19 protein-coding genes and 1 pseudogene are annotated in these 12801 nt (G+C 71.2%); 9 read left to right on the top strand and 11 right to left on the bottom strand.

Annotation, left to right across the window (positions count from 1 at the left end; translation table 11 throughout):
• Positions 1–131: 131 nt before the first annotated feature.
• Entirely contained in the window at positions 132–830 is a 699-nt protein-coding gene (locus C6Y14_RS40215) for an SDR family oxidoreductase (RefSeq protein WP_107021885.1), read from the bottom strand.
• A gap of 17 nt (positions 831–847) precedes the next feature.
• The gene (locus C6Y14_RS40210) at positions 848–1387 is read right to left on the bottom strand and encodes an LOG family protein (RefSeq protein WP_107021884.1); all 540 of its coding nucleotides are present in this window, start codon (positions 1385–1387) and stop codon (positions 848–850) included.
• Between the two features lie 140 nt (positions 1388–1527).
• Here C6Y14_RS40210 and C6Y14_RS40205 point away from each other — a divergent pair, with 140 nt between their 5' ends.
• The 3 genes from C6Y14_RS40205 (at position 1528) to C6Y14_RS40195 (ending at position 2438) form a co-directional block, all read left to right on the top strand.
• Entirely contained in the window at positions 1528–1860 is a 333-nt protein-coding gene (locus C6Y14_RS40205) for a DUF427 domain-containing protein (protein WP_107021883.1), read from the top strand.
• Positions 1861–1953: 93 nt separating this feature from the next.
• The gene (locus C6Y14_RS40200) at positions 1954–2145 is read left to right on the top strand and encodes a toxin-antitoxin system HicB family antitoxin (RefSeq protein WP_225891520.1); all 192 of its coding nucleotides are present in this window, start codon (positions 1954–1956) and stop codon (positions 2143–2145) included.
• Entirely contained in the window at positions 2142–2438 is a 297-nt protein-coding gene (locus C6Y14_RS40195) for a type II toxin-antitoxin system PemK/MazF family toxin (RefSeq protein WP_107021881.1), read from the top strand. Before C6Y14_RS40200 ends, C6Y14_RS40195 begins: the two co-directional genes overlap by 4 nt.
• Before the next feature lie 91 nt (positions 2439–2529).
• Here the strand turns inward: C6Y14_RS40195 and C6Y14_RS40190 are convergent, their stop codons facing one another.
• Both C6Y14_RS40190 and C6Y14_RS40185 read right to left on the bottom strand, forming a co-directional pair.
• Positions 2530–3003, bottom strand: a complete 474-nt coding sequence (locus C6Y14_RS40190) for a hypothetical protein (protein ID WP_107021880.1) — start codon at positions 3001–3003, stop codon at positions 2530–2532.
• A gap of 238 nt (positions 3004–3241) precedes the next feature.
• Entirely contained in the window at positions 3242–3829 is a 588-nt protein-coding gene (locus C6Y14_RS40185; protein WP_225891519.1) for an ATP-binding protein, read from the bottom strand.
• A gap of 277 nt (positions 3830–4106) precedes the next feature.
• Between C6Y14_RS40185 and C6Y14_RS45780 the strand changes: the two are divergent.
• The 3 genes and pseudogenes from C6Y14_RS45780 to C6Y14_RS40175 all read left to right on the top strand — a co-directional run.
• Positions 4107–4598: pseudogene (locus C6Y14_RS45780) on the top strand (Scr1 family TA system antitoxin-like transcriptional regulator); the annotation flags it as partial.
• A 25-nt stretch (positions 4599–4623) separates the two neighbouring features.
• Positions 4624–4959: a Scr1 family TA system antitoxin-like transcriptional regulator gene (locus C6Y14_RS45775; protein WP_318658085.1), complete on the top strand. Its 336-nt coding sequence runs from the start codon at positions 4624–4626 to the stop codon at positions 4957–4959.
• 13 nt (positions 4960–4972) lie between these two features.
• The gene (locus tag C6Y14_RS40175; RefSeq protein WP_107021908.1) at positions 4973–5170 is read left to right on the top strand and encodes a DUF397 domain-containing protein; all 198 of its coding nucleotides are present in this window, start codon (positions 4973–4975) and stop codon (positions 5168–5170) included.
• A gap of 9 nt (positions 5171–5179) precedes the next feature.
• Here C6Y14_RS40175 and mnmA read toward each other — a convergent pair whose 3' ends face one another.
• Complete coding sequence (gene mnmA, locus C6Y14_RS40170) at positions 5180–6307, bottom strand: tRNA 2-thiouridine(34) synthase MnmA (protein WP_107021879.1); 1128 nt, start codon at positions 6305–6307, stop codon at positions 5180–5182.
• A gap of 72 nt (positions 6308–6379) precedes the next feature.
• On the opposite strand from mnmA, the gene C6Y14_RS40165 reads away from it, so the two are divergent.
• Both C6Y14_RS40165 and C6Y14_RS40160 read left to right on the top strand, forming a co-directional pair.
• Positions 6380–7129 (top strand): N-acetylmuramoyl-L-alanine amidase, encoded by a 750-nt coding sequence (locus C6Y14_RS40165; protein WP_107021878.1) that lies wholly within the window; start codon positions 6380–6382, stop codon positions 7127–7129.
• Positions 7130–7264: 135 nt separating this feature from the next.
• Positions 7265–7681, top strand: a complete 417-nt coding sequence (locus tag C6Y14_RS40160) for a DUF1761 domain-containing protein (protein WP_107021877.1) — start codon at positions 7265–7267, stop codon at positions 7679–7681.
• Positions 7682–7703: 22 nt separating this feature from the next.
• Here C6Y14_RS40160 and C6Y14_RS40155 read toward each other — a convergent pair whose 3' ends face one another.
• The 3 genes from C6Y14_RS40155 to C6Y14_RS44690 form a co-directional block, all read right to left on the bottom strand.
• Positions 7704–8873: a cysteine desulfurase family protein gene (locus C6Y14_RS40155; protein ID WP_107021876.1), complete on the bottom strand. Its 1170-nt coding sequence runs from the start codon at positions 8871–8873 to the stop codon at positions 7704–7706.
• A 103-nt stretch (positions 8874–8976) separates the two neighbouring features.
• Complete coding sequence (locus tag C6Y14_RS40150; RefSeq protein ID WP_107021875.1) at positions 8977–9246, bottom strand: DUF4190 domain-containing protein; 270 nt, start codon at positions 9244–9246, stop codon at positions 8977–8979.
• A 91-nt stretch (positions 9247–9337) separates the two neighbouring features.
• Positions 9338–9502 carry a hypothetical protein gene (locus C6Y14_RS44690; RefSeq protein WP_199855035.1) on the bottom strand — a complete coding sequence of 55 codons (165 nt, stop codon included), beginning with the start codon at positions 9500–9502 and terminating at the stop codon, positions 9338–9340.
• A 116-nt stretch (positions 9503–9618) separates the two neighbouring features.
• On the opposite strand from C6Y14_RS44690, the gene C6Y14_RS40145 reads away from it, so the two are divergent.
• Positions 9619–10245 (top strand): TetR family transcriptional regulator, encoded by a 627-nt coding sequence (locus C6Y14_RS40145; protein ID WP_107021874.1) that lies wholly within the window; start codon positions 9619–9621, stop codon positions 10243–10245.
• A 75-nt stretch (positions 10246–10320) separates the two neighbouring features.
• Here the strand turns inward: C6Y14_RS40145 and C6Y14_RS45640 are convergent, their stop codons facing one another.
• The 3 genes from C6Y14_RS45640 to C6Y14_RS40130 all read right to left on the bottom strand — a co-directional run bounded on the left by C6Y14_RS45640 (position 10321) and on the right by C6Y14_RS40130 (position 12783).
• Positions 10321–10731 (bottom strand): hypothetical protein, encoded by a 411-nt coding sequence (locus C6Y14_RS45640; protein ID WP_107021873.1) that lies wholly within the window; start codon positions 10729–10731, stop codon positions 10321–10323.
• Between the two features lie 139 nt (positions 10732–10870).
• Positions 10871–11866 (bottom strand): helix-turn-helix transcriptional regulator, encoded by a 996-nt coding sequence (locus C6Y14_RS40135; protein ID WP_107021872.1) that lies wholly within the window; start codon positions 11864–11866, stop codon positions 10871–10873.
• Positions 11867–11916: 50 nt separating this feature from the next.
• Complete coding sequence (locus tag C6Y14_RS40130; protein ID WP_107021871.1) at positions 11917–12783, bottom strand: thioesterase family protein; 867 nt, start codon at positions 12781–12783, stop codon at positions 11917–11919.
• Positions 12784–12801: the final 18 nt, after the last annotated feature.

Here is a 12801-nt window from a genome sequence, read left to right as displayed (position 1 = left end):
CCTGAACTCGCTGTTTTCGCTCACCCGGGCAGCCTACGGAACGGGCGGGGGGCCGGGGCCCACGGGAGGGAGCGTGCGGGTCCGGGCTCGCGGAAGCGAGCGCGCGTGGCCGCGCCCGGCCCGGGGGCCGGTCAGCGTCCCGGGCGTACCGTCAGGTCGTTGACCTCGGCGTCCCTGGGCAGGTCGAGCGCCATGACGATGGTCGTCGCGACGGACTCGGGGTCGATCCACTTCGAGGGGTCGTACTCCTTGCCCTCCTGCTGGTGCACCTTGACCTGCATGGCGCTCGCGGTGCGCCCCGGGTAGACGGAGGTGACCCGGACCCCGTTCGCGTGCTCCTCGTGCCGCAGCGAGTCGGCGAGCGCCTTCAGACCGTGCTTCGAGGCGGCGTACGCGGACCAGTCGGCGTACGCGTTGAGCCCGGAACCGGAGTTCACGAAGACGACGTGCCCCTGCGCGAGCCGCAGCTGGGGCAGGAAGTGCCGGGTCAGCTCGGCGGGCGAGAGCAGATTGACGTCGAGCTGGTGGCGCCAGGCCTTCGGGGTGAGGTCGCCGACCCTGCCGAGGTCGATGACGCCCGCGATGTGCAGGAGCGAGTCCACCCGGTCGGGCAGGGTCTGGTGGGAGAACGCCCAGGACAGCCGGTCCGGGTCCGCGAGGTCGCCGACGAGGGTCCGGGCGCCGGGAAACTCGGCCGCCAGCTCCTTCGCGCGGCCCGCGTCGCGCGCGTGGAGCACGAGGTCGTCCCCGCGCGCGTGGAGGCGGCGGGCGACGGCCGCGCCGATGCCGGAGCCGGCTCCGGTGATCACATGAGTAGCCATGCCCGCCATGCTCGCAGCACGCGCGCTCACCGCGTGCCGCGGCTCTCCTCCAGGTAGGCGAGCGCCCCCACGGCCTCTTCCGCGAAGAACACCAGGTCGGTGAGCGGCACGGGCAGGAATCCCTCGGCCTCCATACGCAGGAACTGCTGCTTCAACCCGTCGTAGAAACCGGCGGTGTTGAGCAGGACGACCGGCTTGTCGGTGTGCCCGTGCTTCTTCAGCTCCAGGATCTCCGTGGCCTCGTCGAGGGTGCCCGTCCCGCCGACCATGATGACGACGGCGTCGGCATTCTCAAGAAGCAGCGCTTTTCGCTCCGCGAGATCCCGCGCGACGATCATCTCGTCGGCACCGGGGCGCGCCTTCGCCGACAGGAACTCCACGGAGACGCCCACGAGCCGCCCGCCCGCCTCCTGCACCCCGTCGGCGACGACCTTCATGAGCCCGACGTCGGAACCGCCCCACACGAGCGTGTGCCCGCCCTTGCCGAGCAGTTCGGCGAACTCGCGGGCGGGCCGGGTGTAGCGCTCGTCGAGCTCGGCGGCGGAGAGAAAGACACAGATTTTCATGCGCTCAATTTACGGGTCGCGCAACGGGTCGTCGCAGGTGTCCCCGGCGGGAAGAACGCGACGGCGCCGGACGCTGTACTCACCAAGAACGCGACCGTACGTCCGCCATCTCAGCGCGACCTCTACCGAGGAGTCGAACCGTGACCAAGGGCCATCGCATCACCGTCGAGCAGGGCACCGAGCACGTCCGGGCGATCCACAACGGCAAGGTGCTCGCCGACAGCACCCGCCCGCTGGTGCTGCGCGAGACGGGCCTCCCGCCGCGCTACTACCTGCCGCCGGAGGACGTCCACGTGGACCTGCTGACCCCGTCGGACACGTCCACGCACTGCCCGTTCAAGGGAGACGCGTCCTACTGGTCGCTCCCGGACGCCCCGGACCTGGTCTGGGCGTACCCGGACCCGAAGCCGGAGGTCGCCGAGATCAAGGACCACTTCTGCTTCTACGAGGTGGAGACGGTCACGGAGGCCTGACGGCGCCCGACGCCACCACTGCATGACACCACTCAATGACACCAGAACTTGCCACCACTTACGGCCACCACATGCGGCTGCTAACGTGGTGGCATGTCTGTGATGACGCTCCGTATTCCGGATGAGCTGGACCCGTCGATAAAGGCTGCGGCGAACGCGGCCGGTCTCTCACTCAACGCGTACATCGTGCGCGCGGTCCGGCGGCAGTCGGTCATCGACGCCGCGCAACAACTCGCGGCACTCGGACTGGGCGACAGCCTGTGCGGTGACGGAGACATCCTGTGAAGCGGGGTGAGATCTGGACGCTCGACGACGGGCGGAGCGTGCTGGTCATCTCACTCGACGGTCTGGAAGGCGCGTACGGCGCGGTGCTGGCGATCGCGCTGCATCCCGCCGGCCGGTTTCCGGACACCGCGATGTCCGTGACCATCGAGGAACCGCTGCCCTGCACCGCGGTGGCGGTCAACGTCCAGCAGTTGAGGACGACGCGCTTCGAGGAGGCGAAGCTGCACGGCTCCGTCGACGCGGCGACGCTGGCCCGAGTGGGCCAGGCGCTCCGGGCGGTCCTCGACCTGTGACCGCACCCCGCCTCGGCGGACACCCCCGCCCAAGGCGTGCGGCGGGGGTGCCTGTGCGCCGGGAGGCGGGAGGCGGGAGGTACGTGCGTACCTAGAAGCCGCCGCCCTCGTACGGGTACCGCTCGACCTTCAGCAGCCAGTTCTGGAAGCCGAACACGGTGCCGGATCCCAGGTGGACCTTCACCTTGATGGTGGCGTCCCGGACCGTGGCCTCGGGCGGGTACTCGAAGGCCCGGATCGTGGTGAGGCTGCCCCACTCCTCGGGGCTCTGCGCGGTGGCGTACCGGTGGTTGTTGCTCTGCGGGTGCCCGTCCTGGCCGCCGAAGGTGATGTCCAGGCTGCCCGAGCTGGGCTGCCCGCCGATCAGCGTCTCGGCGGTGAAGGTGGCCACGAACAGGCCACCGAGGCTCGGGGTGCCCTGTCCGACCTGGGCGGGGATCACAGCTCCGGGCAGGTCCACCCAGCTGCCCTTCGTGGTGAGTTCATAGCGATCCGAGTTCCAGATCACCGCTACCCGCGGCAGCTGGCCGGAGGCGTGGATCGGGTCTTTCAGCGCATCGCTCATGGCCGTTCCTTCCATCGAGGGAAGTGCCTTGATACGCGTAACGTAGGGCGGCCGTTCCATGAGCGGAGGGGGCGGAATCCGCCATTACGCACCGGGTTGTCTGGGCGTACGGGCAGCCGCACTCCGGATCACCTGACGCGAAGCCGGAGAAATCGGGAGACACTCCGTCGCGGCGAAGCCGGGGCCGCCCTCGTGTCCGAGTCCGAGGGCCGTTCGCGCTCCGGATCGCCCCGGCACGTCAGGCCGCCAGCGCCGGTGTCGGGGTGCCGTTCGGTGGTGGGGGTGCGGGAAGGTTCAGCTCGAACCACAGCGTCTTGCCGCCGGGGCCCGTCGGAGCGTCCCCTATGGCACAGCCGCCCCACCGGTCGGCGACCAGGCCCAGGATCAGCAGGCCTCGGCCGCCGTCCGCGTGGGCCCCGGGCGACGCGGGCAACGCGCCCAGTGGGCCGGGCAGCGCGGGCAGGTCCGGGCTCATGTCCCAGACGCTGACCCGCAGTACGGGGTGCAGCCACTGGAGTCGTACGGAGGCGGGGCCCTTGGTGTGCCGTACGGAGTTGGTCGCCAGTTCCGACGTCAACAGCTCGGCTCTGTCGTTGAGTTCGTGAAGACCGTGGGCGTTCAGGACGGCTCGCAGGGTGAGTCGGGCGATGCCGGGGCCCCGGGGGTCGCAGGGGAAGTGGAGTTCGTAGTGCCAGGGGGCGGTGAAGGGGAGGGCCGGGGGGTCGGGGAGACCGGTGAGCGGGTCGAGGGCGGGGAGGAGGTAGTTGGCGGAGGGTGGTCCAGGTCGACTGTTCGGAATTCGGTTCCAGTCGTGGTCCGTACTCACGTGGCATCTCCAGGGGTGCGGTCGCGAGGGGTTACGTGGGTGGACATGTGCCAGGGGCGCCGGTCGCCGCTACCGGTGTCTCTGCCGCACCTGCCGTCCCAGGCAGGGAGAAGGGCGCGGTGTACTTCCGTTTTCGGTGGCGCTGAGTGGCACGGGTTAAACCGTAGAGGACGGATTTAACCCGTGCCATAGCCTTAATCAGAACGGGTTAATAATCTCCGCGAGTGGACCGGACACGACGGCGTCGGCACACTGTGCGCGAGCAAGGAGAGTCCTCATGGCAGCGAGCAGTACCCCGACCATCCGCCAGCGCCGCTTCGGGCTGGAGCTGCGGCGCCTGCGCGAGGCGGCCGGTATGTCCGCGCCCCAGGCAGCCGGAGCACTGGGTACCGACCGGACGAACATCTCGAACATCGAGGCCGGCCGTTACGGCATCGGCGAAGAACGGCTCCGTCGACTGGCCGTCATCTACGAATGCAACGATGAGGCGCTGGTCGAAACGCTGGTCTCGATGACGGGCGGACGCAAACCGGGCTGGTGGGACGAGTACCGGGGGAAGGTCCCGCCCGACCACTTGGACATCTCCGAGATCGAGCACTACGCCGTGCGACTCCGCACCGTGCAGACCTCCCATCTGCCCGGCCTTTTCCATACGGAAGAGCACGCGAGAGCGATCTTCGATCTGGTTGTGCCCACACTGCCCCGGCTGGAGGTGGAGTTGCGCGTCGCCCACCGACTGGCCCGGCAGGCCGTACTCAGTCGTGAGACCCCGATTCCGTACACGGGGATCATTCATGAAGCCGCTCTGCGGATGCAGTTCGGCGGGCAGGGACGTCGCTCGCGCGCAGTTGCAACACCTGCTGGAGCAGAACGAGCGCGACAACGTGACCCTGCTGGTGGTCCCGTTCACCAATGGCGGCTTCCCCTTGGCCGGGGACTCGCTCCTGTACGCGGTCGGCGCCGATCCGCACCTGGACACGGTGCAGATGGACTCACCGGCAGGAGCCCTGTTCTTCGACTCACCCACCCAGTTGGAGAACTTCCGTGTGCGGCTGGACCTCGTCGAGCAAGCCGCGTTGACTGCAGGCAAGTCGGTGGAGTTCATCCACCGGGTCACCAAGGACATGTGAAAGGGTGCACAACTTGCCCGAATTGAACTGGCTCAAGTCGTCCTACTCCGGCGACGGAGGCAACAACTGCGTCGAGGTCGCCGCGACCCCGAACGGCGTCGCCGTCCGCGAGAGTGACAGCCCGGCCGACGTGCTGATACTCGGCCGGGGCTCACTCAGGGCGCTCATACGCCGCCTGCAGAGCGAGCCCCGGGTCGACAACCGCCGCTGACAACGGCGGTCAGACCGCCGCAGTCGCCCGCTCCGTGGTCGCGATCGTCGCCGAGCCCACCACCCGGGTGTCCGCGTACAGGACGATCGCCTGGCCGGGGGCCACTCCTCGGACCGGTTCCGTGAAGGTGACCTCCAGGGTGTCGTTCACCAGTTCCGCGCGGACCTCCGTCTCGCCGCCGTGGGCGCGGAGCTGGGCCGTGTACGTGCCGGGGCCCGTCGGGACCGCGCCGCACCAGCGGGGCTTGATGGCCGTGAGGGCCGAGACGTCCAGGGCGGCCACCGGGCCCACCGTCACCGTGTTGTTCACCGGGGAGATGTCCAGGACGTAGCGCGGCTTGCCGTCGGCGGCCGGTGTGCCGATGCGCAGGCCCTTGCGCTGGCCGATCGTGAAGCCGTACGCACCCTCGTGGCTGCCGACCACCGTGCCCGACTCGTCGACGATGTCGCCCTCCGCCTTGCCCAGGCGCTTCGACAGGAAGCCCTGGGTGTCGCCGTCGGCGATGAAGCAGATGTCGTGCGAGTCCGGCTTCTTGGCGACCGCCAGACCCCGGCGCTCGGCCTCCGCGCGGATCTCGTCCTTCGTGGTGAGCGTGTCGCCGAGGGGGAAGAGTGCGTGGGCGAGCTGGCGGTCGTCCAGGACCCCGAGCACGTACGACTGGTCCTTCGCCATGTCGGACGCCCGGTGCAGCTCGCGCGTGCCGTCCTCGTTCACCAGCACCTTCGCGTAGTGGCCCGTGCAGACCGCGTCGAAGCCGAGAGCGAGGGCCTTGTCCAGCAGGGCCGCGAACTTGATCTTCTCGTTGCAGCGCAGACAGGGGTTGGGGGTGCGGCCGGCCTCGTACTCCGCGACGAAGTCGTCCACCACGTCCTCGCGGAAACGCTCGGCCAGGTCCCAGACGTAGAACGGGATGCCGATGACGTCGGCGGCCCGGCGGGCGTCGCGCGAGTCCTCGATCGTGCAACAGCCGCGCGCGCCCGTGCGGAACGATTGCGGGTTCGCCGAGAGGGCGAGATGCACACCGGTCACGTCGTGCCCGGCTTCCGCGGCACGGGCGGCGGCGACGGCGGAATCCACGCCACCGGACATGGCGGCCAGTACGCGGAGGGGGCGGGGGCGCTGCGAGGTCTCAGTCATAACCCCTCAAGGGTACGGGTCCCCGGGAACCGGAGCCCGCGAGTATCCGTTGAAGATCGCATGGGGGGTCGCATGGAGGAGACGACGAACGACTCGGACCGCCGTGTCGGGCGGCGCGCGCTGCTCATCGGCGGGGCCGCGGCCGCCGTGGGCACCGCCGTGCTGGCCCGGGACGAGCTGGCGCGCCTGTGGTGGCGTACGCCGGGCGTGGAGAAGCCGCGCAAGGAGGGCGAGGTCGACTTCGGGGGTGCGCGCTGGGTCGCCGCGTCGTCGGCGAACTGGCGGCGGGCGGACCGGCCCGACGACTTCGGCGTGGACCGCGTGATCATCCATGTCACACAGGGCAGTTTCAAGAGCGCGGTGAAGGTCTTCCAGGACCCCGGCCACGGCGCCGCCGCGCACTACATCGTCGGCAAGGACGGCCGCATCACCCAGATGATCCGCGAGCTGGACGTGGCCTTCCACGCGGGCAACCGCGACTTCAACGAACGCAGCGTCGGCATCGAGCACGAGGGCTTCGTCGACCGGCCGGAGGACTTCACGGACGCCATGTACGAGGCGTCCGCCCGGCTCACCGCGCGGATATGCGCCCGGTACGACATCTCCGTCGACCGCGAGCACATCATCGGGCACGTCGAGGTGCCGGGCACCGACCACACCGATCCCGGGCCGCACTGGGACTGGGACCGGTACATACCCCTCGTGCGCGCGGCCGCGAAGCGTGACGCCGAGCGGACCGCCAGTCCGAGCGCGGGTGCCGGCACGACTGCGGCTTCGGCGGGCACCTCGGCGGCTGCCGATGCCGCCGGGCGCGGCGCGTAACCCGGCAAGCAAACCCGGCCCCGCCCCGCCCCCGCCCCCGCCGGTAGTAGCGGCCACAACCTGTCCTCTACCTCGCGAAGACTCTGTTTCAGCGGTCACACCGGCCGCTCGTTCGTCCTCCCGAGGAGTCTGCGCGTGTTCTCCGTTCTCGCCGACATCAACTGGCTCGCCGTCGTCATCGCGGCCGTCGCGTCGATCGTGCTCGCCGGTCTGTGGTTCGCCGTCGTGATCGCCAAGCCGTACGCCGTCGCCCTCGGGCGTGAGGGCGCGCCCGCGCCGGCGCAGACGGCGGTCACCGCCGCCGGTCCGCTGGTGTGCCTGACGGTCACCGTCCTGACCAGCGCCGTGCTCGTCGAAGCCCTCGACATCACCGGCCTCGGCGACGCCGTGGTCTTCGGGCTCCTCGTCGGTGTCGGGTATCTCGGCGCGATGACCTTCCAGATCGCCATCAACCCGAACTTCCCGCGCCCGCTCTACTACGGCGTCCTGAACGCGCCGTTCTTCGTCGTCACGAGCGTGCTCAGCAGCGTCGTCCTCGTCGCGATGCGCTGACGGAGAGGGGCGGACACCCGGACTAGCTCAGTCCCGCCGTCCGGGCCCGCTCCACCGCCGGGCCGATCGCCTTGCCCACCGCCTCCACGTCCGCCTCCGTCGACGTGTGGCCGAGGGAGAAGCGGAGGGTGCCGCGGGCCAGGTCCGGGTCGGTGCCGGTGGCGAGGAGGACGTGGCTGGGCTGGGCCACGCCCGCCGTGCACGCGGAGCCCGTGGAGCATTCGATGCCTTGGGCGTCGAGCAGCAGGAGCAGCGAGTCGCCCTCGCAGCCGGGGAACGTGAAGTGGGCGTTCGCCGGCAGGCGGCCCCCCTCCGCCGGGTCGCCGCCGAGGATCGCGTCCGGTACGGCGGCGCGGACCGCGTCGACCAGGTCGTCGCGCAGTGAGCCGATCTCGCGGCCGAACCACTCCCGCTGTTCGGCGGCAGTCCGGCCCGCGACGGCGAACGCGGCGACGGCCGGTACGTCCAGGGTGCCGGAGCGCACATGCCGTTCCTGGCCGCCACCGTGGAGGACCGGCACGGGGGTGTACTCGCGGCCGAGCAGCAGCGCCCCGATGCCGTACGGGCCGCCGATCTTGTGTCCCGAGACGGTCATCGCGGCGAGTCCCGAGGCGCCGAAGTCGACGGGGATCTGGCCGAAGGCCTGGACGGCGTCCGCGTGCAGCGGGATCCCGAACTCGCCCGCCACGTCCGCGAGTTCACGTACCGGCATGATCGTGCCGATCTCGTTGTTCGCCCACATGACGGTCGCGAGGGCGACGTCGTCGGGGTTGCGGGCGATGGCCTCGCGCAGGGCTTCGGGGTGGACGCGGCCGTAGCGGTCGACCGGGAGGTACTCGACCGTGGCGCCCTCGTGCTCGCCGAGCCAGTCGACGGCGTCAAGGACGGCGTGGTGTTCGACGGGGCTGGCCAGGACCCGGGTGCGGGCCGGGTCGGCGTCGCGGCGGGACCAGTACAGGCCCTTCACGGCGAGGTTGTCGGCCTCGGTGCCGCCGGAGGTGAGGACCACCTCGCTGGGGCGGGCGCCGAGGGACTCCGCCAGGGTCTCCCGGGACTCCTCGACCGTGCGGCGGGCGCGGCGGCCGGCCGCGTGCAGGGAGGAGGCGTTGCCCGTGACGGCGAACTGGGCGGTCATTGCCAGGGCCGCCTCCGGAAGCATGGGGGTGGTCGCGGCGTGGTCGAGGTATGCCATGGTGAGCCCGATTCTAGGGCCCGCTCTCGACCGACTTGGTCGGGCGGGGGCTGTTTGCGCCCCGCGCGCAGTCTGCGACAGGTCCAGCCGGGCTCGGTCGGGCTCAGAAACTCCAGGACAGCGTGTTGTCCGCCGACATGAAGGCGACCAGGACGACGAGGTCGGCGACGCCGAGGCCGAGTCCCAGGAAGGCGCGCCCGCGGCGGGTGGTGCCCCGGAACAGAGCCGTCGCGGCCAGGATGATCGAGACCGGGCCGAGGACGACGTTCAGGGCGAGCAGGCCGACCAGGCCGAGGATGAAGGACGCGACGGCCATACCGTCGGCGTCACGGGTGGCGCTCCGGCGCCGCGGGGCGGCGGTGGTGAGTTCCATGTGTCTGCTCCCAGCAGGCGGTCATGCGTGGACGGGGGGCGTGACGATCCGGCGGTGCGCCGGGCGGCGGGTGTGACGGCCGGGCGGTGGTTCAGCCCGAGGTCTCGCGGCGGCGGCCGTGGCGCTCGCGGATCGCGAAGACCATCAGCCAGCCGCCGATGATCACGGCGGCCACCACGGTGAAGGAGAGCGGTGCGTGGGCCACGGTGCCCATCACGACGCCCAGCAGCAGGAGGGCTGCGACGAGGAACAGCATGAGTCGCCTCTCGTTACGGTTCGGTGAACGATTGTGGTAACAGTTGTTCACTGACTCCTGAGTCTAGCGCGTCGGGCGACTTTCCCCCCACGGAGAACAGTTGTTTACTGCATGGCATGAGTCACAGTCTCGGTGTCCGGCAGGCGCAGAAACAGAAGACCCGACAGGCGTTCCTGGACGCCGCGTTGGGCCTGCTGGCGGAGCAGAGCCTCAGCAGCCTGGGCCTGCGCGAGGTCACCCGTGCCGTCGGCGTCGCCCCGACCGCCTTCTACCGGCACTTCCACTCGACCGCCGACCTCGGGGTCGCCCTGGTCGAGGAGGCGCTGGGCAGCCTGCACCCGATGATCTCCGGCACGGTGTCCACGGCCGACGACAGCGACGAACGCATAGACCGTGCCGTCGCCCTGATTGCCCGTCATGTGCGCGCGTATCCCGCGCACATCCGGTTCATCGCCCGGGAACGCAACGGCGGGGTGCAGAAGGTCCGGGCCGCGATCGCGGAGCAGATGGACCGGTTCGCCGACGAGGTGCGGGCCGAACTGGCCAAGCAGCCCGAGTCGGACGGCTGGAGCGACGACGATCTGCTGATGCTCGCGGGGCTGTACGTCGACCAGATGCTGATGACCGCCAGCGCCTTCCTGGAGGCGGACCCGGACGACCCGCACGAGGAGGAACGGGTCACCCGGGTGGCGAGGCGCCGGATGCGGCTGATCAGCATCGGCCGCCGCAACTGGCTGGGCTGATGCCCTCCCCCGCGTAACACGAAGGGCGCGTACGACGGTCTCGTACGCGCCCCGGGTCTTGCCGCTCCCCCGCCCCTAGCCCTGCGTCTGCTGCCCCTGGCCCTGCGGGCCGCCACCCGGGCCGCAGCCGCCGCCCTGGCCGCCGCCCTGGCCGCCTCCCTGCCCGCCGGGGCCACCGCTCGGCATGCCCGACGGCATCCCGGAAGGCGCGCCCGTCGGGGCCTTGCCGGTGGCCGCGCCGGAGGGTGCCCCCGAAGGCACTCCTGAAGGCGTCCCCGAGGGCGCCCCTGACGGCATCCCCGACGGGGCGCCGCTCGGCCGCCCCGACGCGCCACCGCCCGGCCCGCCCGAGGGCGGCTGACAACTCGACTGCGCCGACGTCCCGTTGCCGTTGCCCGACGAGGAGTCGTCCGATCCGCAGGCCGTCAGCAGGAGTGGCGCGAGCGCCAGCAGGGCGACGGCGGGGACGTGACGTACACGCTTCATGAGACAACTCCGTTGTATGAAACCGGTGAGATCAATGAGATTGATCTGAGATCTGGGATCTGGGATCTGGGATCTGAGAAGCGCATGCAACCAGCCGTCCATGGGCCCCGCTTGGGCCCGCGCTGTGCCCCGCCTGTGGTTAGGGCAAAGGACCCCTCAACTCCCCTGCTGGTAGGGCCTGCCGGTAGAGCTCTGTCACGGAGGCGGCCACCCGCGCCAGTTCCTCGCGGACCCCGGGCGGCGCGAGGACCTCCAGCCGGTCCCCGAAGGCGAGCAGCGGGCGCGCCTCGCCCACCACCCCGTACGCGAGCCGTGCGACGACCCACTCGCTCGTCCCGTCGTCCTCGGGCGGTTCGGTGAGCGTGCCGCCGTGCAGGCGCAGGAACAGGTCGAAGCGGTCGCGCCGCACCCGTACGGTCACGTCGATGCCACCGGGCCGCTCCTCGACCTCGCGCCGCAACGCCTCCCAGGCGTCGGCCAGTTCCACCCCGGGCCGCCGCCGCACCGGCGCGTCGGTGGGGCGGGCCGAGCGCACCCGGTCGGCGCGGAAGAGCCGGGGCCTGCCGCGCCGGTCGGCGACGAGGTACCAGACACCCGCCTTGGCGACGAGCCCGTACGGGTCCACGGTGTACGTACGCGGCTCGGTGTCGCCGCCGTGCCGGTAGCTCAGCCGCAGCCTGCGGTCGGCGAACACCGCGTCCTGCAGCGCCGCCAGGTCGACCACGGCCCGCGGCCCGCCCTTCCAGCGCGTGGCGTCGACCAGGATGCGGCGGCTGGTGACCTCGGCGGCGGGCCGGTGCGGCTCGGGCAGCGCGGCCATCACCTTGCGCAGCGCGGAACCGAGGGCCGCGTCGAGGCCGAGCGCGGTGTGGGCGCCCTGGGCGGCCAGCACGAACAGGGCGCGCGACTCGTCGGCGGTGAGCCCGGTGACGTCCGTACGGAATCCGGCGAGCAGCTCGATCCCGCCGTGCCGGCCGCGCTCGGCGTAGACCGGGACGCCGGCGGCGGACAGCGCCTCGACGTCCCGGTAGATGGTCCGCACCGACACTTCGAGCCGCTCGGCGAGTTCGGGTGCGGGCACCCGGCCGCGGGTCTGCAGCAGCAGAAGGATGGCCAGCAGCCGGTCGGACTTCACGCCCTCACTGTACGAAGACCGGGCGGCGCACGAAGTGGGGGAACCGCGGGTCAGCCGAGCCGCACCCGGGCCAGTTGGCGCGACTGTGCGACGAGCCGGTCCGCGCTGTCCCAGACCTCGGCGTCCTCCTCCAGGAAGCCGCCCGCGAGGTTGCGGGTGGTGATGGAGATCCGCAGGGGCCCCGGCGCCGGACGGCTGCGCACGTGCACGGTCAGTTCGACGGTGGGCACCCAGCCGGTGAGGCCGAGTTCGAAGGCGGTCGGCGGCAGCGCGTCCACCGCGAGGAGCAGCGAGAGCGGGTCGGCGTCTCGCCCGTCGGCGAGGCCGAACCAGGCGCGCATCTCGCCCCGGCCGGACGGGGCTCCGAGGGCCCAGCCGAGCGTGCCCGGGTCGAGCTTGAGCATCAGCCGGTCGGCGATGGCGGAACTGCCGGGGACGGGGGCGCCGTCGGGGCTGTCCGAGGCTCCGAAGCACTGGTCGATCGGCGGGATCGCGGGCGGCAGCGCGGTCGTCCGGACGTCGTCGGGCAGGCCGTCGAGGTCCCCGTACGAGGCGAGGACGCGGATGCGCTCGACCTCGTGGCCCTCGTCGTCGTACTGGTAGAGGGACGCCTGGCCGGTGGAGAGGGTGCGCCCGGCGCGGACGACCTCGGTGCGCACGACAGCCGGACCCGGGCGGGACGCGGTCAGGTAGTGCGCGGAGATCGTGAACGGGTCGGAGTGCGGCAGGGCGTCGGCGAGGGCGCGGCCCAGGACGGCGAGGAGGTAGCCGCCGTTGACGGCGCTGATGATCGTCCACCCGGCGGACAGGTCGATGTCGTAGACGCCGGGTTCACGACGGGTGACCGCGGTGTCGCGGTCGAACTCGCTGTCGCCGATCCTGGCCCGCAGCGCGTGCGCGGAAGCTGCTTCTGGCATGGATGAACGGTACAACAG

The sequence above is a fragment of the Streptomyces dioscori genome (genome assembly GCF_003024195.1).
In the GTDB taxonomy this organism is placed as follows: Bacteria; Actinomycetota; Actinomycetes; order Streptomycetales; family Streptomycetaceae; genus Streptomyces; species Streptomyces dioscori.
The sequence above is the reverse complement of the archived record's forward strand: the minus strand, read 5'-3'. Positions and strand labels throughout refer to the sequence as shown.